Annotated in this window: 20 protein-coding genes and 3 tRNA genes; 13 read left to right on the top strand and 10 right to left on the bottom strand. The window is 73.8% G+C overall.

Translation table 11 applies throughout. The annotated features are described in order from the left end of the window. The first annotated feature begins 80 nt into the window (after positions 1-80). Complete coding sequence (locus tag IE332_RS19830) at positions 81-911, top strand: serine hydrolase domain-containing protein (protein ID WP_189918136.1); 831 nt, start codon at positions 81-83, stop codon at positions 909-911. A gap of 13 nt (positions 912-924) precedes the next feature. Here IE332_RS19830 and IE332_RS19825 read toward each other — a convergent pair whose 3' ends face one another. Further along, positions 925-1,701, bottom strand: coding sequence for a pirin family protein (locus IE332_RS19825; RefSeq protein ID WP_229928730.1), 777 nt, complete (start codon positions 1,699-1,701; stop codon positions 925-927). A gap of 207 nt (positions 1,702-1,908) precedes the next feature. On the opposite strand from IE332_RS19825, the gene IE332_RS19820 reads away from it, so the two are divergent. The 5 genes from IE332_RS19820 (at position 1,909) to fabF (ending at position 6,945) form a co-directional block, all read left to right on the top strand. Continuing rightward, positions 1,909-3,105: a PucR family transcriptional regulator gene (locus IE332_RS19820; RefSeq protein ID WP_189918487.1), complete on the top strand. Its 1,197-nt coding sequence runs from the start codon at positions 1,909-1,911 to the stop codon at positions 3,103-3,105. A gap of 91 nt (positions 3,106-3,196) precedes the next feature. Beyond that, on the top strand, positions 3,197-4,147 hold the full coding sequence (locus IE332_RS19815; protein WP_189918134.1) for an ACP S-malonyltransferase: 951 nt from the start codon (positions 3,197-3,199) through the stop codon (positions 4,145-4,147). Then, positions 4,144-5,175: a beta-ketoacyl-ACP synthase III gene (locus IE332_RS19810; RefSeq protein WP_189918132.1), complete on the top strand. Its 1,032-nt coding sequence runs from the start codon at positions 4,144-4,146 to the stop codon at positions 5,173-5,175. Before IE332_RS19815 ends, IE332_RS19810 begins: the two co-directional genes overlap by 4 nt. Before the next feature lie 79 nt (positions 5,176-5,254). Then, complete coding sequence (locus tag IE332_RS19805) at positions 5,255-5,497, top strand: acyl carrier protein (RefSeq protein WP_189918130.1); 243 nt, start codon at positions 5,255-5,257, stop codon at positions 5,495-5,497. A 182-nt stretch (positions 5,498-5,679) separates the two neighbouring features. Then, complete coding sequence (gene fabF, locus IE332_RS19800) at positions 5,680-6,945, top strand: beta-ketoacyl-ACP synthase II (RefSeq protein ID WP_189918127.1); 1,266 nt, start codon at positions 5,680-5,682, stop codon at positions 6,943-6,945. 63 nt (positions 6,946-7,008) lie between these two features. Here fabF and IE332_RS19795 read toward each other — a convergent pair whose 3' ends face one another. Then, entirely contained in the window at positions 7,009-7,503 is a 495-nt protein-coding gene (locus tag IE332_RS19795) for a DUF3145 domain-containing protein (RefSeq protein ID WP_189918125.1), read from the bottom strand. Between the two features lie 389 nt (positions 7,504-7,892). Beyond that, complete coding sequence (locus tag IE332_RS19790) at positions 7,893-8,918, bottom strand: NADP-dependent oxidoreductase (RefSeq protein WP_189918123.1); 1,026 nt, start codon at positions 8,916-8,918, stop codon at positions 7,893-7,895. 103 nt (positions 8,919-9,021) lie between these two features. Here IE332_RS19790 and IE332_RS19785 point away from each other — a divergent pair, with 103 nt between their 5' ends. Further along, positions 9,022-9,486 carry a MarR family winged helix-turn-helix transcriptional regulator gene (locus IE332_RS19785; RefSeq protein WP_189918121.1) on the top strand — a complete coding sequence of 155 codons (465 nt, stop codon included), beginning with the start codon at positions 9,022-9,024 and terminating at the stop codon, positions 9,484-9,486. Between the two features lie 120 nt (positions 9,487-9,606). Further along, a complete protein-coding gene (locus tag IE332_RS19780; RefSeq protein ID WP_189918119.1) occupies positions 9,607-11,124 on the top strand; it encodes an LCP family protein in 1,518 nt (505 codons plus the stop codon). A 25-nt stretch (positions 11,125-11,149) separates the two neighbouring features. On the opposite strand, the gene IE332_RS19775 is transcribed toward IE332_RS19780, so the two are convergent. The 5 genes from IE332_RS19775 to IE332_RS19755 all read right to left on the bottom strand — a co-directional run bounded on the left by IE332_RS19775 (position 11,150) and on the right by IE332_RS19755 (position 14,454). After that, on the bottom strand, positions 11,150-12,094 hold the full coding sequence (locus IE332_RS19775; RefSeq protein ID WP_189918117.1) for a 1-aminocyclopropane-1-carboxylate deaminase/D-cysteine desulfhydrase: 945 nt from the start codon (positions 12,092-12,094) through the stop codon (positions 11,150-11,152). 130 nt (positions 12,095-12,224) lie between these two features. Then, positions 12,225-12,854 (bottom strand): GOLPH3/VPS74 family protein, encoded by a 630-nt coding sequence (locus IE332_RS19770; RefSeq protein ID WP_189918115.1) that lies wholly within the window; start codon positions 12,852-12,854, stop codon positions 12,225-12,227. Between the two features lie 36 nt (positions 12,855-12,890). After that, positions 12,891-13,133, bottom strand: a complete 243-nt coding sequence (locus IE332_RS19765) for a type II toxin-antitoxin system antitoxin (RefSeq protein ID WP_189918113.1) — start codon at positions 13,131-13,133, stop codon at positions 12,891-12,893. A gap of 9 nt (positions 13,134-13,142) precedes the next feature. Continuing rightward, positions 13,143-14,090 carry an SPFH domain-containing protein gene (locus IE332_RS19760; protein WP_189918111.1) on the bottom strand — a complete coding sequence of 316 codons (948 nt, stop codon included), beginning with the start codon at positions 14,088-14,090 and terminating at the stop codon, positions 13,143-13,145. Positions 14,091-14,380: 290 nt separating this feature from the next. Beyond that, positions 14,381-14,454: transfer RNA gene (locus tag IE332_RS19755), tRNA-Ile, on the bottom strand. 192 nt (positions 14,455-14,646) lie between these two features. Between IE332_RS19755 and IE332_RS19750 the strand changes: the two genes are divergently transcribed. Next, the gene (locus IE332_RS19750; RefSeq protein WP_189918109.1) at positions 14,647-15,504 is read left to right on the top strand and encodes a trypsin-like serine peptidase; all 858 of its coding nucleotides are present in this window, start codon (positions 14,647-14,649) and stop codon (positions 15,502-15,504) included. Between the two features lie 117 nt (positions 15,505-15,621). Further along, positions 15,622-16,368: a trypsin-like serine peptidase gene (locus IE332_RS19745; RefSeq protein ID WP_189918107.1), complete on the top strand. Its 747-nt coding sequence runs from the start codon at positions 15,622-15,624 to the stop codon at positions 16,366-16,368. 145 nt (positions 16,369-16,513) lie between these two features. Here IE332_RS19745 and IE332_RS19740 read toward each other — a convergent pair. Further along, a tRNA-Asn gene (locus IE332_RS19740) sits at positions 16,514-16,586 on the bottom strand. Positions 16,587-16,648: 62 nt separating this feature from the next. After that, positions 16,649-16,721, bottom strand: a tRNA-Asn gene (locus IE332_RS19735). A gap of 240 nt (positions 16,722-16,961) precedes the next feature. On the opposite strand from IE332_RS19735, the gene IE332_RS19730 reads away from it, so the two are divergent. The 3 genes from IE332_RS19730 (at position 16,962) to gad (ending at position 20,321) form a co-directional block, all read left to right on the top strand. Continuing rightward, positions 16,962-17,258 carry a hypothetical protein gene (locus IE332_RS19730; RefSeq protein ID WP_189918485.1) on the top strand — a complete coding sequence of 99 codons (297 nt, stop codon included), beginning with the start codon at positions 16,962-16,964 and terminating at the stop codon, positions 17,256-17,258. Positions 17,259-17,365: 107 nt separating this feature from the next. Continuing rightward, positions 17,366-18,799, top strand: a complete 1,434-nt coding sequence (locus IE332_RS19725) for an FGGY family carbohydrate kinase (protein ID WP_189918105.1) — start codon at positions 17,366-17,368, stop codon at positions 18,797-18,799. Between the two features lie 118 nt (positions 18,800-18,917). Further along, a complete protein-coding gene (gad, locus tag IE332_RS19720) occupies positions 18,918-20,321 on the top strand; it encodes a glutamate decarboxylase (protein WP_189918103.1) in 1,404 nt (467 codons plus the stop codon). Positions 20,322-20,430 lie beyond the last annotated feature (109 nt).

The raw sequence follows: 20,430 nt of genomic DNA, 5'->3' as shown, positions 1-20,430 counted from the left end.
TGCACTCCAAGCAAGCCGGTCCGACCCGTCAGCCGGGTGCCCCCGCCACCCGTCTCCGACCCCGGCTACAGTCGAGGTCCATGGAGAGCTTGCGCATGATCGACAACTGGCCGGTGCCCCACGCCGCGGCGGCGGTGGTCCGGGGGGCGGACGGCGCGGTGCTGGGGGCGCACGGCCCGCAGCAGCACCTGTTCCCGCTGGCGTCGGTGACCAAGCTGCTCACCTCGTACGCGGCGCTGGTCGCGGTCGAGGAGGGCGTGTTCGAGCTGGACGACCCGGCCGGGCCGCCCGGTTCGACGGTGCGCCACCTGCTCGCGCACACCTCCGGCCTGGGCTTCGACGAGGACCGGGTGTTCGCCGAGCCCGGCAACCGCCGGCTGTACTCCAACGCGGGCTTCGACGCGCTGGCGCGGACGCTGTCCGAGGCCGCCGGGATCGAGTTCTCCCGCTACGTCGCCGAGGCGGTGTTCGAGCCGCTGGGCATGGCCGACACCCTGATCAACACCGCGCACAAGTCCCCGGCCGGCGCCGGCGGCCTGTCCACCGTCGCCGACCTCGCCCGGTTCGCCGCCGAGCTCCAGGCCCCCAAGCTGCTGGACCCGTCCACCGTCCTGCGGGCCACCCGCGAGGTGGCGTTCCCCGGCACCAGCGGCGTGCTGCCCGGCTACGGCCACCGCCGCCCGAACGACTGGGGCCTCGGCTTCGAGATCCGCGACGGCAAGAGCCCGCACTGGACCGGCACCGCCAACTCCCCCGCGGCCTTCGGCCACTTCGGCCAGTCCGGCACCTTCCTGTGGGTCGACCCGCGGGCGGGCGCGGCCTGCGTCGCGCTCACCGACCGGGACTTCGGCCCGTGGGCGGTCGAGGCCTGGCCGGCCTTCTCCGACGCGGTCCTCGCCGAGCTGGGCTGAGAGCCGGGCCCCCTCAGCCGTACGAGACCGGCGAGTGCATCTCCCAGAGCAGGAGCTGCGCGCCGGTCTCGCCGGCCGTCGGGTCGGCGAAGGCGTCGCCGGTGATCCGCACGCTGTCGCCCGGGACCATCGAGCGTCCGCCGCCCTTGGGCCCCGGGACGGTCCGGTAGCCCAGCGAGCCGGCCGTCAGGTGGGCGTACCGCCAGGGGGCCGCGGGCAGTTCGGGCAGCGGCTGCCACGGCCCGGCGGCCGCCAGCCAGAGCGCGGCGTCACCGCGGCGCAGCCGCAGCGCGTCCGTCCCGGCGTCGCGCTCCAGACCGGAGGCGAGCAGTGTCAACCCGTCGTCGGCCGGTTCCACCTCGCGCAGCCCGTACGCCGGCTCGGCGTCGAACCTGTCCGGCTGGAGCCACATCTGGACGAAGCGCACCGGGCCGGTGGCGCCGTCGGCGTTGCGCTCGGTGTGGGTGACGCCCGAACCGGCGCTCAGGTGCTGGACCGTCCCCGGGCGGACCACCCCGTCGTGGCCGTGGGAGTCCCGGTGGGCGAGCGCGCCCTCCAGCACCCAGGTGAGGATCTCGGTGTCCCGGTGCTTGTGCTCCTCGAACCCCGCGCCGGGGGCGAGGAGTTCCTCGTTGCAGGCGAGCAGCGCGCCGAAGTGGGTGTTCTTCGGGTCGTAGTGGCCGGAGAAGGAGAACGCGTGGCGGGTCTCGACGCCCTCGGCCGGGGTGGAGCGGTAGCGCTCGCCGGTGCGGCGCAGGTCGGCGCGGGGGCGTTCTGGGGCGTCGGTCACGCGCCCCACACTAAAGGGTGTGACCCTTGCCACCGTGCCGCTCCGCCGGGGGGTGTGCACGAGCAGTCACTCACGTGAGGCAGTCTTGTCCTTGTGCCAGCCGCCTCCGCGAACGCCAAGAGCGAACCCAGTCCCGCACCCGAACCGACCGGGAAGAGCCCGGCTCCCCGGTCGGGCCGTGACCGCCCCGGCCGTACGGCGCCCCGCCTGACGGCGCAGGAGCGCAGAAACGCCGCCGAGCGCGCCGAGCGCCGGGCGGCGACGCTCAAGCGGCTGGAGAAGGCCTCGGGCAAGCTGGCCACCGCCGCGATCTCGCGGATGGACGACCAGCTCGGCTGGTACCGGCGGATGCCGCCGGAGCACCGGTCCTGGATCGGCCTGGTCGCCCAGGCCGGTATCGCCGCCTTCACCGAGTGGTACCGGCACCCCGAGTCCGCGAAGGCGATCTCCACCGACGTCTTCGGCACCGCCCCGCGCGAGCTGACCAGGGCGATCACCCTGCGCCAGACCGTGGAGCTGATCCGCACCACGATCGAGGTGATGGAGGAGGCCATCGAGGAGGTGGCCGCCCCCGGCGACGAGGCGGACATGCGCGAGTCGGTGCTGGTCTACGCCCGGGAGATCGCCTTCGCGACCGCCCAGGTGTACGCCCAGGCGGCCGAGGCGCGCGGCGCCTGGGACGCCCGGCTGGAAGCGCTGGTGGTCAACTCCCTGCTGTCCGGCGACGCCGACGAGGGCGTGCTCTCGCGCGCCGCCGCGCTCGGCTGGGGCCAGCCCAGCCAGATCCGGGTGGTGATGGGCAACGCCCCGGACGGTGACAGCGAGCTGGTGGTGGAGGCGATCCGCCGGGCCGCCCGGTACGCCAAGCTGCACGTGCTGACCGGGGTGCTGGGCAGGCGCCTGGTGGTCGTGGTCGGCGGCGACAAGGAGCCGGTGCAGGCGGCCAGGGCGCTGATCGGCCAGTTCGCGCCGGGCCCGGTGGTGGTCGGCCCGACCGTGCCCGACCTGCTCTCCGCGACCCGCTCGGCGCACGCCGCCGCGGCCGGCCTGCGCGCCTGCGCGGCCTGGCCGGACGCCCCGCGCCCGGTGCTGGCCGACGACCTGCTGCCCGAGCGGGCGCTGGCCGGTGACCAGGCCGCCCGCCAGCAGTTGGTGGAGGAGATCTACACACCGCTGGACGAGGCCGGTTCGGCCCTGCTGGAGACGCTGAGCGTCTACCTGGAGCAGGCCTCCTCGCTGGAGGGCGCCGCCCGGATGCTCTTCGTCCACCCCAACACGGTGCGCTACCGGCTACGACGTGTGACCGACGTCACGGGGTACGCCCCGTCCGACGTACGTTCGGCGTTCACCCTGCGGATCGCACTGGCCCTCGGCCGACTGACCGCGGCCGGGGAGCCCAGCTGAGCCGGGATGTAGGGACCATACAATCCCGGATGGTTTTCTTCGTTACCGTCGCCTACCCGCCCCTGGGCGCCTGGCGAGAGAGGGTTGAACCGTGCTCGTAATCGTCGCCCCTGGACAGGGTGCCCAGTCCCCCGGTTTCCTCAGCCCCTGGCTGGAGCTGGACGGTGTCGCCGACCGCCTTCGCGGCTGGTCGGAGGTGGCCGGGCTCGACCTGGTGCACGCCGGCACCGAGGCGTCCGCCGAGGAGATCAAGGACACCGCCGTCGCCCAGCCGCTGCTGGTCGCGGCCGGTCTGGTGACCGCCCGGGAGCTGTTCCCGGACGAGGACGCCGCCCGCAAGCTGGTCGGCGCCGTCGCCGGCCACAGCGTCGGTGAGATCACCGCCGCCGCCGGTGCCGGAGTGCTCAGCGCCCACGACGCGCTGGCCTTCGTACGTGAGCGCGGCCGGGCCATGGCCGCGGCCGCCGCCGTCACCGAGACCGGCATGATCGCCGTGCTCGGCGGCGACTCGGAGGTCGTCGCGGCGAAGCTGGCCGAGCACGGCCTGACCGCGGCCAACAACAACGGCGGCGGCCAGATCGTCGCCGCCGGCACGCTGGCCCAGCTGGAGGCGCTGAAGGCGGACCCGCCGGCCGGCGCCAAGCTGATCGCCCTGAAGGTGGCCGGCGCGTTCCACACCGAGCACATGGCCCCCGGCGTCGAGCGGCTGGCGGAGCTGGCCCCGACCCTGACCGCGGCCGACCCGCAGGTCCGTTACGTCTCCAACAAGGACGGCGCGGTCGTGGACTCCGGTGCCGAGGTGCTCGCGCGCCTGGTGTCGCAGGTGTCCAACCCGGTCCGCTGGGACCTCTGCATGGAGACCCTCGGGCAGCTGGGCGCGACGGCCGTGATCGAGCTGTCCCCCGCGGGCACCCTGACCGGGCTGCTCAAGCGCAACCTCAAGGGTGTGGCCACGCTCGCCCTCAAGACCCCCGCCGATCTGGACAAGGCCCGCGCGCTCGTCGCGGAGCACGGCGGTCAGGACCAGGAGTTCCACGCATGACCAAGCCCCAGATCCGTCCCGCCACGGGTGCGCGGTACTCGCGCATCCACGGCGTCGGCGGCTACCGCCCGGTCCGGGTGATTCCCAACGCCGAGGTGCTGGAGTGGATCGACTCCTCGGACGAGTGGATCCGCACCCGCAGCGGCATCACCGAGCGCCGCTGGGCCGGCCCGGACGAGTCCGTCGCCGAGATGTCGGTGCAGGCCGCCGGCAAGGCCATCGCCCAGGCCGGGATCTCCGCGGACCGGATCGGCGGCGTGATCGTCGCGACGGTCTCGCACCTCAAGCAGACCCCGGCGATCGCCACCGAGATCGCCGAGCGGCTCGGCTGCGGCACCGCCCCGGCCTTCGACATCTCGGCCGCCTGCGCGGGCTTCGGCTACGGCCTCGGCCTGGCCGACGGCATGATCCGCGGCGGCAACGCCGAGTACGTGCTGGTGATCGGTGTCGAGCGGCTCAGCGACCTGACCGACCAGTCGGACCGCTCGACCGCCTTCATCTTCGGCGACGGCGCGGGCGCCGCGATCGTCGGCCCGTCCGACGTCCCCGGCATCGGCAAGCTGATCTGGGGGTCCGACGGCTCGCAGGCCGACGTGATCACCCAGACCGAGGCCTGGGACACCGCCTTCGCCAAGCCCGACGCCGTCAACGGCCCGGGCGGCGAGACCAAGTGGCCGTACCTGCGGATGGACGGCCAGCCGGTCTTCCGCTGGGCGGTCTGGGAGATGGCCAAGGTCGCCCAGCAGGCGCTGGACGCCGCCGGGGTGACCGCCGACCAGCTCGGCGCGTTCATCCCGCACCAGGCCAACATGCGGATCACCGACGCCATGATCAAGGCCCTCAAGCTGCCGGAGTCGGTGCCGGTTGCCCGTGACATCGCGGAGACCGGCAACACCTCCGCGGCCTCCATTCCGCTCGCGATGGAGCGCATGCTGGAGACCGGCGAGGCCCACAGCGGCGACCTGGCGCTGATCATCGGGTTCGGGGCCGGTCTCGTGTACGCCGCAGCAGTCGTTACGCTCCCCTAGGCGCGTTTCGCCCATTGCCCCACAAGCCTGTGCCCGGCCGCCGGCCGGACACGTTCAACACTGAAGAGGAGCAGCCAGTATGGCTACCAAGGACGAGGTCCTGGAAGGTCTCGCCGAGATCGTCAACGAGATCGCCGGTATCCCGACCGAGGATGTCGCGCTCGACAAGTCCTTCACCGATGACCTGGACGTCGACTCGCTGTCCATGGTCGAGGTCGTCGTGGCCGCCGAGGAGCGCTTCGACGTCAAGATCCCGGACGACGAGGTGAAGAACCTGAAGACCGTGGGCGACGCGGTGGACTACATCCTCACCAACGCCTGAGCGATCGATTCGTTCGACTCGGCCAGCTCGTCCGGCGTCCCGCACGCCTCCGACGGCTGACCTGTCGGCCCGGCTCACCGAGCCAGGCCGACCGCCGGCCGGGACGCCCCAACCGGGGCGCCCGGCCGGGCCCGTCCTCGGCTCCCGCCGACCCCCCGCACACGTGAGAGAAGAAGAAACCAGTGACCGCTGAAAATCGCACCGTGGTCGTCACGGGTATCGGCGCCTTCACGCCGCTGGGCGCCGACGCCGCCAGCACCTGGGAGAACCTGGTCGCCGGCAGGTCCGGTGTGGCGGCCCTGACCGAGGAGTGGGCCGAGGAGCTGCCGGTTCGGATCGGTGCGCGCACCGCCGTCGAGCCCGGCGAGATCCTGCCCCGCCCGCTGGCCCGCAAGCTGGACCGCTCGGCCCAGTTCGCCCTGATCGCGGCCCGCGAGGCCTGGGCCGACGCGGGCTACGAGACCCCCGCCACCGACGAGTCCTCCAAGCTCGCCCCCGAGCGCCTCGGCACCGTCATCGCCTCCGGCATCGGCGGCGTGACCACCCTGCTCGACCAGTACGACGTGCTGCGCGAGAAGGGCGCCCGCAAGGTCTCCCCGCACACCGTCCCGATGCTGATGCCCAACTCCCCGGCGGCCAACGTCGGTCTGGAGGTCGGCGCCCGCGCGGGTGTGCACACCCCCGTCTCCGCCTGTGCCTCCGGCGCCGAGGCGATCGGCTACGCGATCGAGATGATCCGCACCGGTCGCGCCGACGTCGTGGTGGCCGGCGGCACCGAGGCGGCGATCCACCCGCTGCCGATCGCCGCGTTCGCCAGCATGATGGCGATGTCCAAGAACAACGACGACCCCCAGCACGCCTCCCGCCCGTACGACAAGGCCCGTGACGGCTTCGTGCTGGGCGAGGGCGCCGGCGTGGTGGTCCTGGAGTCGGTCGAGCACGCCGAGGCCCGGGGCGCCCGGATCTACTGCGAGGCCGTGGGCCAGGGCCTGTCCTCGGACGCCCACCACATCGCCCAGCCCGAGCCGACCGGTGCCGGTGTGGCCCGCGCGCTGGCCGACCTGTTCGAGCGCAACGAGCTGGACAAGGCCGAGATCGTGCACGTCAACGCGCACGCCACCTCGACCCCGCAGGGCGACACCGCCGAGCTGAAGGCGCTCCGCAAGGAGCTCGGCGACGACCTGGACCACATCGCCATCTCGGCCACCAAGTCGATGACCGGCCACCTGCTGGGCGGCGCCGGCGGCGTCGAGACCGTCGCCACCGTGCTGGCCCTGCACAACCGTCTCGCCCCGCCGACCATCAACGTCGACGACCTGGACGACGACGTGGACGCGGACATCGTGCGCGGCGAGGCCCGCAAGCTGCCCGAGGGCCGGATCGCGGCGCTGAACAACTCGTTCGGCTTCGGCGGCCACAACGTGGTGCTGGCCTTCCGCACCCGCTGACGCCCACGACGGAGGGGCCGGCGCTCGTCGCGAGCGCCGGCCCCTCCGTCGTACCCGTCGGTCTCAGACCACCTGGTGCAGCCAGCGCACCGGAGCGCCCTCGCCCGCGTACCGGAACGGCTCCAGCTCGTCGTCCCAGGGCTTGCCGAGCAGCCGGGCGATCTCGGCCTCCAGGTCGGCCCCCTCGCTGCGGGCGCGCAGCAGGACGGCGCGCAGCCGGTCCTCGGGGATCAGGATGTCGCCGTGGATGCCGGTGACGGCGTGGAAGATGCCGAGCGAGGGCGTGCTGCTGTAGCGCTCGCCCTCCGCCGTGGCGCAGGGCTCGCTGGTCACCTCGTACCGCATCAACTGCCAGCCGCGCAGCGCGGAGGCGATCTTCGAAGCCGTGCCGGGCTCCCCCTGCCAGGAGAGCTCGGCACGCCAATGCCCGGGTGCGGCCGGCTGGCGGATCCAGTCCAGGCTCACCCGCACACCGAGCACCCCCGCGACGGCCCACTCGACGTGCGGGCACAGCGCGCGGGGCGCGGAGTGGATGTACAGAACTCCACGTGTCGTCACCGGGACCTCCAGGCTGTGGACGAGGGTCGCCTTCCCCAGCTGCCTCGTGCCTGCAGTTGATCCACAGTTACCCACGTTAGCCGACATTAAGCCACTAAATTGAGCAAAACGGACAGGCTTTCGCTCAATGCTAGTCGAATCCTCAACGAGGTCTACCCCTCGGCCGGATCTCTCCCCCGAACGGCCCCATCGCCGGGCGGGACCACCGTACCGCGCCGCCCCGCACGATGGCTGACGCACTTTCGGATCCGGCCGGAATGCGGTAGTGCGGGCGGATCCCCTGCGCCCGACCGCGAACCTTTCCGCGCGGCCCCGCGCGACCCCGGGTACGGGACCGCCCCGCGCGCCCGGGTCGGGGCGGCGGGGCGGTCGGGCGTCCTGACGTGGCGTCAGCCGTCCAGGCGGACGACCATCTTGCCGGTGTTGGCACCGCGCAGCAGGTCGAGGAAGGCCTCGGCGGCGTGCTCGAAACCGTCCACCACGGTCTCCTCGTTGCGCAGCTCGCCGGAGGCCAGCCAGCCGGCCACCTCGGCGACGAACTGCGGCTGCAGCGCGGCGTGGTCGCCGACCAGCATGCCCTCCAGGCGCAGCCGCTTGCCGATGGCGAGCGCGAGGTTGCGCGGGGCGGCGGGCGCGGTGGTCTCGTTGTACTGGGCGATCGCGCCGCAGAGCACGGCGCGGCCGTGCACGTTCAGCGCGCCGATCGCGGCCTCCAGGTGGTCGCCGCCGACGTTGTCGAAGTACAGGTCGATGCCGTCCGGGGCGGCCGCGGCGAGCTGCTCGCGGACCGGGGCCTCCTTGTAGTCGAAGGCGGCGTCGTAGCCGAAGTCCTCCACCAGCCTGGTGACCTTCTCGGCCGAGCCGGCCGAGCCGACGACCAGGGCGGCGCCCTTGAGCTTGGCGATCTGGCCGACCATGGAGCCGACCGCGCCGGCCGCGCCGGAGACGAAGACCTTGTCGCCCTCCTTGAGGCCGCCGACGGCGAGCAGGCCGGCGTAGGCGGTCAGGCCGGTCATGCCGAGCACGCCGAGGTAGGCGGAGAGCGGGGCGGCGGCCGGGTCGACCTTGACGGCGCGCTTGGCGTCCACGGTGGCGTACTCGCGCCAGCCGAGGCCGTGCAGCACCGCGTCGCCCGGGGCGAAGCCCTCGGCCTCGGAGGCCACCACGTAGCCGACCGCGCCGCCGTCCATGGCCTCGCCGAGCTGGAACGGCGGGACGTAGGACTTCACGTCGTTCATCCGGCCGCGCATGTACGGGTCCACCGAGAGGTAGGCGTTGCGGACCAGGATCTCGCCCGGACCGGGGGTCCGGACCGGGGCCTCGACCAGGGCGAAGTCGGTCGGCACCGGCCAGCCCTGCGGGCGGGCGGCGAGGTGCCATTCACGGGCGGTGGCGGGGGCGGCCTGCTCTGCCATGGATGGTTCTCCTTGCGCTTCAACTGCATGAAAGGTTGAGAAACTGAAGTAACGATGGACATAAAAGGTTCATGTTGTCAACTTTTCAGGTAGACTATGGGCCATGGACACTCAGCCGGCCCAGGACGCCACGCCGCAGCCCGACGAGATCACCCGCGAGGTCGTCGACCTGATGGCCAACCTGGTCGCGCTCTTCCACCGCGAGTACGAAGAGGCCGCCGCCGCCCGCTCGCTCACCGGAGCCCAGGCCAAGGTCCTCGCGCTGCTGCGGCGCGGGCCGATGCCGATGCGCCAGATCGCCCAGACGCTCAGCTGCGAGCCGTCCAACATCACCGGCATCGTCGACCGGCTGGAGTCCCGCGGCTTCGTGACCCGCGAGGCCGACCGGCAGGACCGCCGGGTCAAGCTGGTCGCCGCCACCGACACCGGCTCGGCCGCCTCCGCCGAGCTGCGCGAATCGCTGAACTTCGCCCGCGAGCCGCTGGCCGCCCTCGGCCCGGACGAGCGGACGGTCCTGCGCGACCTGCTCCGGCGGATGCTCACGGGCGCCGCCGGCCCCGGCGCGTGACCAGCATCACAGGCTCGACGGGAGATCCGTTCGCCCATCGGGGGTAACCGAACCGCCTTCCGGAACGTCTAACGTTCGAATCATCGAACGCGAGATACCTGAAGACGGGGGGCACGGAGGATGAGCAGCAGCACGCGCCGGCGCCGCTACCTGCGGACCGCCATCGGCCTGGCCGCCGTTCTGGTGCTGTCGGTCGTGGGTGCCGGAGCCTGGTTCTACCACCGGCTGGACAGCAACATCACCACCTTCGACGCGGGCGGCGTCGCCACCGAGCGCCCGCCCGCCCCCGTACCGGCCACCCCGGGCGCCTCGGTGCCGGTCAACGTGCTGCTGCTCGGCTCGGACACCCGCGACGACGGCAACAAGTCGCTCGGCGGCGGCGACGAGGGCGTCGGCCACTCGGACACCGCGATCGTGCTGCACATCTACGCCGACCACAAGCACGCCGTCGGCGTCTCCATACCCCGCGACACCCTGGTCACCATCCCGTCCTGCCGGCTGCCCAGCGGCGCCTGGACGACCGCCAGGAACGACCAGATGTTCAACGCCGCCTTCTCCGTGGGCGACGACCCCAAGGGCAACCCGGCCTGCACCCAGAACACCGTGGAGAAGCTCACCGGGCTGCGGATCGACCACACCGTGGTGGTCGACTTCAAGGGCGCGGCCGCGATGGCCGACGCCGTGGGCGGCGTCGACGCCTGCGTCCCCAACGACGTCAACGAGTACGGCATCCACCTGAAGAAGGGCCTGCAGAAGCTCTCCGGACAGTCCGCCGTCGACTACCTCCGGGCGCGCCACGGCATCGGCGACAACTCCGACGTGGGCCGGATGAAGCGCCAGCAGGCCTTCCTCTCCTCGATGATCAAGAAGGTCCAGGGCCAGGGCTTCTCGCTGCCGACCCTGCTGCCGCTGGCGGACGCCGCCACCAAGTCGCTCACCGTGGACGAGGGGCTGGGCACCGCGATGAAGCTGGTGGACTTCGCCCGCTCGGTGCAGGACATCAAGCTCTCCGACGTCACCTTCGTCACCGCGCCCTGGCGCTTCGCGGGCGAGCGGATCCGGCTGGTCCAGCCGGACGCCGACACCCTCTGGACTCTGCTGCGCGAGGACCGCACCCTGGACGGGCAGAGCACCGCCGGGACCGGCCAGGTGACCGCCTCGCCCACCGCGACCGCCGGCGCCGGCACCCCGCTCACCCCCGAGCAGGCGGCGGCCCCGATCACCGTGGTCAACGGGGTCGGCAGCGCCGGGCTGGCCGGCTCCGGCGCGGAGACGCTCAAGGCGCGGGGCTTCCGGAACGTCACGCTCGGCACCAACGACCCCGGGCACCAGGTCACCCGGATCGGGTACGACCCCGCGCTGAAGGCCACCGCCGACCAGGTGGTGGCGCTCTTCCCCGGCGCCAAGGCGGTCGAGGAGCCCGGCTCGGAGGCGGTCACCGTCACGCTCGGCGCCGACTACCGGGCGGCCGGCACCCGGATCGACGCGGTCTCCTCCCCGAGCCCGGCACCCGGCGCCACCGCCGGTGCCACGCCCGGTGCCGCGCCCGTCACGCCGGGCGGTGGCATCCCCACCGGCATAGCGGAGAACACCCGCAACGCCGACACCGACCCGTGCGCCAACCTGACCTTCGGCTGACCGCGCCCGGCCGCCGGGCGGCCGGTTACTCGGGCTGCTCGGGCTGCTCGGGCTGCTCGGGATCGGGCACCCCGGTGACCACGGCGGTGAGGCGGGTGCCCCGCGGGAAGGCGCCCGCCTCGGCCAGGCCGGCCAGCGCGGCCAGCAGCTTGGCGACGTAGCGGCGTTCCAGCGGGACGCCGTGCCGGCGCTCGAACCCCTCGGCGAAGGCCGCCAGGTCCGCCGGGACCCTGCCGTAGCCGCCGCCGTGGTGCGCGTGGTCGATCCGCCAGTTGTCGAACTCGCGCCCGTACGCGGCCCGGTGGAGCCTGGCGACCTCCGCTTCCAGGTAGCCCTCGCCGCCGCGCAGCACGGCCACGCCGAGCGCCCGCGCGCCCGGCGGCAGGCCCGCCGCGATGCCGGCCAGGGTGCCGCCGGTGCCGACCGGGCAGCAGACCACGTCACGGGCGCCCAGGTCGGGCAGTTCGGCCGGGACCGCCGCCGCGCCGACGGCGGCCAGGGCGTTGGAGCCGCCCTCCGGGAGCACCAGGCAGGAGCCCCAGCGGCGCCGCAGCTCCTCGGCCGAGGCGCCGTGGTCCGCGGCGGCCCGGCCGGTGGCCTCCCGGTAGGCGGCCCGGGTCAGGAACTCCAGCCGCATCCCGGCCGCCTCGGCCGCCCGCAGCGACCAGTTGCGCGGCCGGTCGGCCAGTTCCTCGCCGCGGACCAGCCCGACGCTCTCCAGCCCGAGCGCCCCGGCGGCGGCCGCGACCGCCCGCAGGTGGGTCGAGTACGCCCCGCCGAAGGTCAGCAGCCGGGTGTGGCCGCGCTCGACGGCGTCGGCCAGGTTCGGCGCGAGCTTGCGCCACTTGTTGCCGGGGACGGTCGGGTGCAGCAGGTCGTCCCGCTTCAGCCGCAGCTCCACCCCGGCCCGGGCGAACACCTCGTCGGTGCAGTCCACCAGCGGGGTCGGCAGCAGGGCGGGTTCGAGCATCCGGCCAGCCTACGCGGGCCCCGGACGGCGCGAGCCCGGACGGCGGGAGCCCGGCCACCGTCAGCGGCGGCCGGGACCGGTCCGGGTCCGGGCCCGGGCCTGGGCCCGGGCCCAGGCCCGGGCCGCCGGGTCAGCCCGCCCCGCCGTCCGCGCTCTTCGCGTTGATGGCCCGGCGCAGCGCGCGCGGGACGGGGCCGGCGGCGGGGGCCAGCTTGTCGATCCGGGCCCGGAACTCGCGGCGCCGGCGCCACGTCAGGGCCGAGCCCAGCCGGGCGGCGTCGACCAGCGCGACCAGGGCGGCGTCGGCCGGGTCGACCCGGCTGAACGGGCCGCTCAGCGCCGACGTGACACTCGCCGCCAGCGCCTTGCGCACCCGGGGTTCCGGCAGGGTGACCCGTGCGACCGGGAAGAGCCCGAGCACCCGGCGCCGCTCGACCCGGATCCGGCCGGCGGCCGCGAGCCCGTCGCGGACCACCCGCGCCGACCACGCCTCGCGGCCGATCCAGCCCTTCCACGTGCGCCGACGCCCCTGGTGGATCGCCTCCAGCAGCGCGGCGGAGAGCGGGTCGAGGCCGTCGGCCGGGCCGGCCACGCCGACCGGGTGCCGGCCGTCGTCGCGGATCAGCCCGCGGCGGAGGAGTTCGGTGAGCGCCGCCGCCCGTACGGCCAGGTCGAGGTGGAGGGTGCCGGTGAGCCGCTCGCGCTCGGGGTCGTAGGCCAGCAGGTACAGCTTCTCGGGGAGGGTGGCGGGCAGGTCCATGTCGGTCTCCGAAGTCTTCGCGCGCCCGGCCGCCGGTCAGCTCCCGGTGGAGCCGTCGGGCTCCGAGCCGTCCTGGGCCGGGCTCTCCTTGGGCGGGCGTCCGCGCCGGGGAAGCCGGTCCGCGCCGCTGGGCATCCGGCTCGCGTCCGTCAGGGCGCGGCGGAGGAGGAACTCGATCTGCGCGTTGGTGCTGCGCAGGTCGTCCGCAGCCCATCTGGCGAGGGCGTCGTGAACCGAAGGGTCCAGTCGCAACAGGATCTTCTTCCGCTCCGTCGCCACTGCCTCGCCTTACTGGTAGAGGGAGCCCGTGTTGACGACGGGCTGGGCGCCGCGGTCGCCGCAGAGCACCACCAGGAGGTTGCTCACCATGGCGGCCTTGCGCTCCTCGTCCAAGTCCACCACGTCGCGCTCGGCGAGCCGGTCCAGCGCCTCCTCGACCATGCCGACGGCGCCCTCGACGATCAGCCTGCGCGCCGCCACCACGGCCCCGGCCTGCTGACGCTGCAGCATCACCTGGGCGACCTCCGGGGCGTAGGCGAGCCTGGTGATCCGGGACTCGATGACCCGCACGCCGGCCGAGGCGACCCGGGCGGAGATCTCCGCGGACAGCTTGCGGGCGATCTCCTCCGCGCCGTCGCGCAGCGACAGCTGGCCCTCGTGGTGGGCGTCGTACGGGTAGCTGGTGGCGATGTGCCGCACGGCCGTCTCGGTCTGGATGGCGACGAAGTCGGTGTAGTCGTCGACCTCGAACATGGCCATCGCGGTGTCCTCGACCTGCCAGACCACCACGGCGGCGATCTCGATCGGGTTGCCGTCCGCGTCGTTGACCTTGGTGGTCTCGGTCTCGTGGTTGCGGATCCGCAGCGAGATGTGGCGACGGCTGGTGAACGGGTTCATCCAGCTCAGGCCCTCGGCGCGGACGGTGCCCCGGTAGCGGCCGAGCAGCTGCACCACCCGGGCCTGGCCGGGCGAGACCACCGTCAGCCCGCAGAGCAGCACCACGGAGGTGATCAGCAGCACGGGCCCGACGGCCACCAGCGCGGCGCCCGGCCCGCCGTTCCCGCCGGACAGCTGGACGATGCCGGTGATGAACGACGCGGCCCCGGCGACCAGGCCGAGCAGCGAGCCGAAGAGCATCGGCAACCCGGCGGAACCGGTGATGAGCCGTTCGGTGATCTTCGGGGCCGGGATGTCGAGGACGGGGCCGTCCTCGACGGAGACGTGCGGTGCGGTCATGGGACCGACTCCCCCTGTTCGATGTGCGCCGCGCGAGTGCTCGCGTCAGCTGTCAAAGTGATATCACTTTTTTCGCACAGTGCGCCAGGGGTCGGCAGCGGGGAGCGGGCGGAGGTGGGGAGCCGTCAGGCGGTGCCGGGGCCGATGCCCACGGGCGGGTGAATCGCGGCGCGCCACACGGGAAAGGAGGTGGCCGCGCCCTAGACTCTGCGTCGTCGCAGGCGCCGGGCTCCGGATCAGGAGCGCGCCCGCGGACGGTCGTTCACGACACTCGTCACGCATCGAGAAGGTGGGGCGGGTGGGACTCGAACCCACGACCAAGGGATTATGAGTCCCCTGCTCTAACCGGCTGAGCTACCGCCCCGGTTCGCCGCGCGCGCCGGTCGTCGGCCACGGCAGCAGCAGACGGCCCCTGCGAGGCCGTCCCGGGCAGCATAGCCGGTCGATCACCCGTGGTGCGCGCCGGGGGCGCACCTGGGTGCGCGACGGTGCGCGCCCTCTCCCCGCGGCGGGGCCCGGGTGGCGGCGGGGCCCCCGTCCGGGGCAGCCTGGGCGGATGACGACTCGTAGGGCGGGAGCGGGAGCGACGGCCGGGGTGCTCGCGGTGGCGCTGGCCGCGGCGGGCTGCACCACCTCGGCGGGGCCCGGCGGGGGCGTGCCCACGGTCACCTCGGCGCCGCCCACCTCCGCCGCGGGGGACGCCCACGGCTGGAACAGGCAGCGGTTCAAGGGCGCGGTCGGCAAGCACACCGGGGTGACCCGCACCGCCAAGCCCACCGTGCTCAACGGCCTGGTCGGCGCGGTGTTCACCCGCAACGCCGACGGCGACCACTTCTGCACCGCCAGCGTGGTCGACAGCGCCGGGCTCAACCTCGTCGTCACCGCCGCCCACTGCGTCTGGGACCCGAAGCTCGGCCGGCGCAGCGACCTGGTCTTCGTCCCCGGCTACCGGGACGGCGAGACCCCCAGCGGCGTCTGGCCGCTGCTGTCGGTCACCGTGGACGACGCCTGGAAGGACCACGCCGACCCGGACATGGACGTCGCCTTCGCCGTCGTCCAGGCCCAGAACGGGCAGCAGGTCCAGCAGGTGCTCGGCGCCAACCGACTGGGCGTCAACCGCGGCTACCGGGTGCCGGTGAGGGTCACCGGCTACCCCGGCAGCAGCGACGTCCCGATCACCTGCTCCAACACCACCTCCGAGCAGAGCCCGACCCAGCTGCGGATCGACTGCCCCGACTACACCGGCGGCACCAGCGGCAGCCCCTGGGTCACCGACTTCGACCCGGCGACCAGGACCGGCACCGTGGTCGGCGTGATCGGCGGCTACCAGGAGGGCGGCGACAACCCGGACACCTCGTACAGCAGCTACTTCGGCGACCGCGTCCAGGCGCTGTACGACCGCGCCACCGGCTGACCGGGGCCGCACCGGGCCCCGGCGGTGGCGCCGCCCGGCACGGCCTGGTAGATCTTCCTCACGAACGGCGGAACGCACACTCCCGGTGCCCGCCCCGAGGAACGAGACGGAGCCCCGATGGCCTCCCGCCCGGTACGGTCCGCGCGCACGGCACGTACGGCCGCACTGGCCGCCCTGCTGCTCGCCGCCGGCACCGCGTGCGGCGGGCAGGACGGGGCGCCGACCGCCGAGGTCGCCCGGCAGAGCGCCGCCCGGGACCGGATCGGCACGCTCTCCATCCACACCGCACAGGGCCCCCGGGCGTGCACCGCGAGCGTGGTGCAGAGCCCCCGGCACAACCTGCTGGTGACCGCCGCGCACTGCGTGCAGAACCACCGGATCGGCCTGCTGGACGGCCTGGTGTTCACCCCGGGCTACCGCAACGGTTCCACCCCGTACGGCACTTGGCCGGTGCGGTCGGTCACCGTCGACCCGCGCTGGTCGGCCGGCGACGACCCCGAGTACGACGTGGCCTTCGTCACGGTCGACACGGTCGACGGCCGGCAGGTCGAGGACGCGGTCGGTGGCAACCCGCTCGGCACCGGCCAGGGCTTCGGGCTGTCGGTCTCGGTGACCGGCTACCCGAACGAGAGCGACGAGCCGATCACCTGCGCGGTCCGGACCCGCTCGCAGAGCGCCACCCAGGAGCGCTTCGACTGCGGCGGCTACACCGACGGCACCAGCGGCAGCCCGTGGGTGACCGAGCAGGGCGCGGTGGTCGGCGTGATCGGCGGCTACCAGGAGGGCGGGGAGACCCCGAGCACCTCGTACAGCGTCGCCTTCGACCAGCGGATCGCCGACCTGTACCGGAAGGCGACCACCTGATTCCGGCCGGCTCCGGCCCGCTGAGGGGCCCTCCGGGGGCGGCGCCACGACGTGACGTACGCGACAGCGCCGGGGGAAACACGAAGGCCCCCCGGTCGACCGGGGGGCCTTCGCTCTGAGCAGTCACCGGGCGGACCCGGTGCAGCTCCCGCAATTGGACTCGAACCAATAACCTGCCGATTAACAGTCGGCTGCTCTGCCAATTGAGCTATGCGGGATCGCGGTACTGAACTTCCGTACCACGGACGGGATGCGGACCCCGGAAGGGCCACGTCCCGAGCTCCCCCAATTGGACTCGAACCAATAACCTGCCGATTAACAGTCGGCTGCTCTGCCAATTGAGCTATGGGGGATCGGCCACCGCCCCGGCCCCCGGTTTCCCGGGCTCCGCGGCGCTCGCTGCGGGACATACATTAGCGCACTCGGGGGGGTGGTCCGCCAATCGCTTTCGCCAGTTGCCCCGCGGTTGCCGCCCGGCGTGCCCCGCGCGCGCCCGCCGCCGCGCCCGGGGATGCTGGGGGCGCGGACGGTTCGCCGTCCCGACCGACGGGTAGGGCAATGCGGCAGAAGGCCGCCAGGAGAGGGTGGATCCGATCATGTGGAAGCTGTCGTTGGCCGCGGGCTTCGCGGCCGGCTACGTGCTGGGCTCGCGGGCCGGGCGCGAGCGCTACGAGCAGATCGCCAAGGTCACCCGGCAGATCGCCCGGAACCCCGCGGTCCAGGGCGCCGCCGACCGGGCCCGGCAGCAGGCCGGCGCGGTGGCCGGCAAGGCCGCGGGCGCCGTCGCGGACCGCGTCGGAGACCGGCTGCCGTCGGTCGTCACCGACCGGGTGCCGTACTTCAACCGGGCCCGGCCGGAGGACGACGGCTGGGGTACCTTCCGCCCGTGACGGGGCGGTGACGCGAGGACGAAGCGGATCCCAACCGAGGGTTCCGAACGGGCAAAGGCTCACCCGGCCCGGACGCGTCCCGGGCCGGGCTGAGGCATGATCTCGACATGGCCATCGTCGCGGGGATAGACAGCTCGACCAGCCGTACCCGGATCGTCGCGTGCGACACGGAAACCGGCGCCGTCCTGCGCTCCGGCAAGGCACCGCACCCCGTCCCCGAGGACCAGGACCTGCGCCCCGGCGAGGCCGACCCGCAGGTCTGGCTGCACTCGCTCGGCGACGCCGCGGCCGGCGGCCTGCTGGAGGGCGTCCGGGCGATCGGCGTCAGCGCGCAGCAGCACGGCATGATCGGCCTGGACGCGGGCGGGGTGCAGGTCCGGCCCGCGATCCTGTGGAACGACCCGCGCTCCAGCGGCGCCGCCGCCAAGCTGCTCGACGCCCTCGGCGGCCCGGCCGCCTGGACCGCCGCGATCGGCGCCGTGCCCGCCCCGACGTACACCATCGCCAAGCTGCGCTGGCTGGCCGAGTTCGAGCCGGCCAACGCCCGCCGGGTCGCCGAGGTGCTGCTGCCGCACGACTGGCTGGTCTGGCAGCTGCTCGGCCACCCCAAGCGCCGCACCACCGACCGCGGCGACGCCTCCGGCACCGGCTACTGGTCGCCGATCACCGGCGAGTACCGCCAGGACCTGGTCGAACTGGCGCTCGGCCACCAGCTCAAGCTGCCCGACGTCCTCGGCCCCGCCGAGCCCGCCGGGCACACCCCCGAGGGCCTGCTGATCTCGGCCGGCACCGGCGACAACATGGCCGCCGCGCTGGGCCTGGGCCTGCGCCCGGGCGACGCGGTGGTCTCGCTCGGCAGCGCCGGGACGATCTTCGCCGTGCACGAGGAGGCCGTGGTGGACGCCTCCGGCCTGGTCTCCTCCTTCGCCGACGCCAGCGGCCGCCACCTGCCGATGGTCGCCACCCTCAACGCCGCCCAGGTGCTGCTCTCCACCGCCGCGCTGCTCGGCCGGGACCTGGAGGGCCTGAGCGACCTCGCCCTGCACTCCTCCCCCGGCTCGTACGGCCTGGTGCTGCTGCCCTACCTGGACGGCGAGCGGACCCCCGCGCTGCCGCACGCGGCCGGCACCCTGACCGGCCTGCGGGCCGAGGCGATGACCCCTCAGCACCTGGCCCGGGCCGCCGTCGAGGGCATGCTGTGCAACATCGCGGACGCCCTGGACGTGCTGCGCGCCCGGGGCGTCGGGATCAACCGGGTGTTCCTGCTCGGCGCCGCCGGGCGGCTGCCCGCCGTCCGGCACGTCGCCCCGATGCTGTTCGGCGTCCCCGTCGTGGTGCCGCCGCCGGGCGCGCACGCCGCCCGCGGGGCCGCCCGGCAGGCCGCCTGGGCACTGGCGGGCACCCCCGAGCCGCCGGAGTGGGAGCTGCCGGACGCCGAGACCGTCGAGCCCGACGGGGAGCAGGACCTGGCGATCGGCGCCGCGGTGCGCCGGCAGTTCCAGGCCGCCCGGGACCAGATCCACCCGGAGGCGGCGGGCTGAGCCGCGGGGCCGGAGCGGTGCCGGGGGCCGGTGCCGGGCCGGTGAAGATGCGTCACCCGGCGCCCGGTGGCAGCGTGGGACGGGACACCGCCACCGACCCGAAGGGCGGCAGGACGCCATGGCGCTGCACAAGGGGGCCCGCGGGAACCGCCGGCTGAGCATCGGTGCGTTCACGGCCGTGTCCGACCCGCTGGGCGCGATGAAGCTGGCCCCGCCGGTGCACCGGCTCGGCGCCGGCGCCGTCCCCGCCGAGACCGCCTACCAGCTGATCCACGACGAGCTGATGCTGGACGGCAACGCCAAGCTCAACCTGGCGACCTTCGTCACCACGTCGATGGAGGCCCAGGCCACCCGGCTGATGACCGAGTGCCTCGACAAGAACATGATCGACAAGGACGAGTACCCGCAGACCGCCGAGCTGGAACGGCGCTGCGTGGCGATCCTCGCCGACCTCTGGCACGCCCCCGACCCGGACACCGCCGTCGGCTGCTCCACCACCGGCTCCAGCGAGGCCTGCATGCTGGCCGGCATGGCGCTCAAGCGCCGCTGGATGCGCCGCAACCCCGAGCGCTACGCCGCCGGGGCCAGGCCCAACCTGGTGATGGGCGTCAACGTGCAGGTGTGCTGGGAGAAGTTCTGCAACTTCTGGGAGATCGAGGCCCGCACCGCGCCGATGGAGGGCGACCGCTTCCACCTCGACGCCGAACAGGCGGTCGCCCTGTGCGACCGGGACACCATCGGCGTGGTCGGCGTCCTCGGCTCCACCTTCGACGGTTCGTACGAGCCGGTCGCGGAGATCTGCGCGGCCCTGGACGACCTCCAGGAGCGCACCGGCATCGACGTGCCGGTGCACGTGGACGGCGCCTCCGGCGGCATGGTGGCGCCCTTCCTCGACCCCGAGCTGGTCTGGGACTTCCGGCTCCCCCGGGTCGCCTCGATCAACACCTCCGGGCACAAGTACGGCCTGGTCTACCCGGGCGTGGGCTGGGCGCTCTGGCGCGACCAGGAGGCGCTGCCGGAGGAGCTGGTCTTCCGGGTCAACTACCTCGGCGGCGAGATGCCGACCTTCGCGCTCAACTTCTCCCGGCCCGGCGCCGAGGTGATCGCCCAGTACTACGTCCTGCTGCGGCTCGGCCGGGCGGGCTTCCGGGCCGTCCAGGGCGCCAGCCGCGAGGTCGCCACCTACCTGGCCGGGGAGATCGGGAAGCTGGACTGCTTCCGGCTGCTGACCCGCGGCGACCAGGTGCCGGTCTTCGCCTTCACCACCGACGGGGACGTCCCCTTCGACGTGTTCGACGTCTCCCGGCGGCTGCGCGAGCGCGGCTGGCAGGTGCCCGCGTACACCTTCCCGGCGAACCGGGAGGACCTGTCGGTGCTCCGGGTGGTCTGCCGCAACGGCTTCTCCCGGGACCTCGCCGACCTGCTGCTCGCCGACCTCGACCGGCTGCTGCCGGAACTGCGGCGCCAGCCCGTCCCGCTCAAGGAGCTCGGGGTGCCGGCCCGGTCGGGCTTCCACCACTGAGCCGGTCGGGCACGCCCTGACCGTGTCGCCTCCGGAAGACGTCACGGCGGGAAGACGTCACGGCGGGAGAGCGCAGTGAAGCACCCTCCCGCCGGACTGGTCCCGGACC

The sequence above is a fragment of the Kitasatospora xanthocidica genome, from assembly GCF_014656195.1.
Classification (GTDB): Bacteria; Actinomycetota; Actinomycetes; order Streptomycetales; family Streptomycetaceae; genus Kitasatospora; species Kitasatospora xanthocidica.
This window is presented reverse-complemented; position numbering and strand designations above follow the sequence as displayed.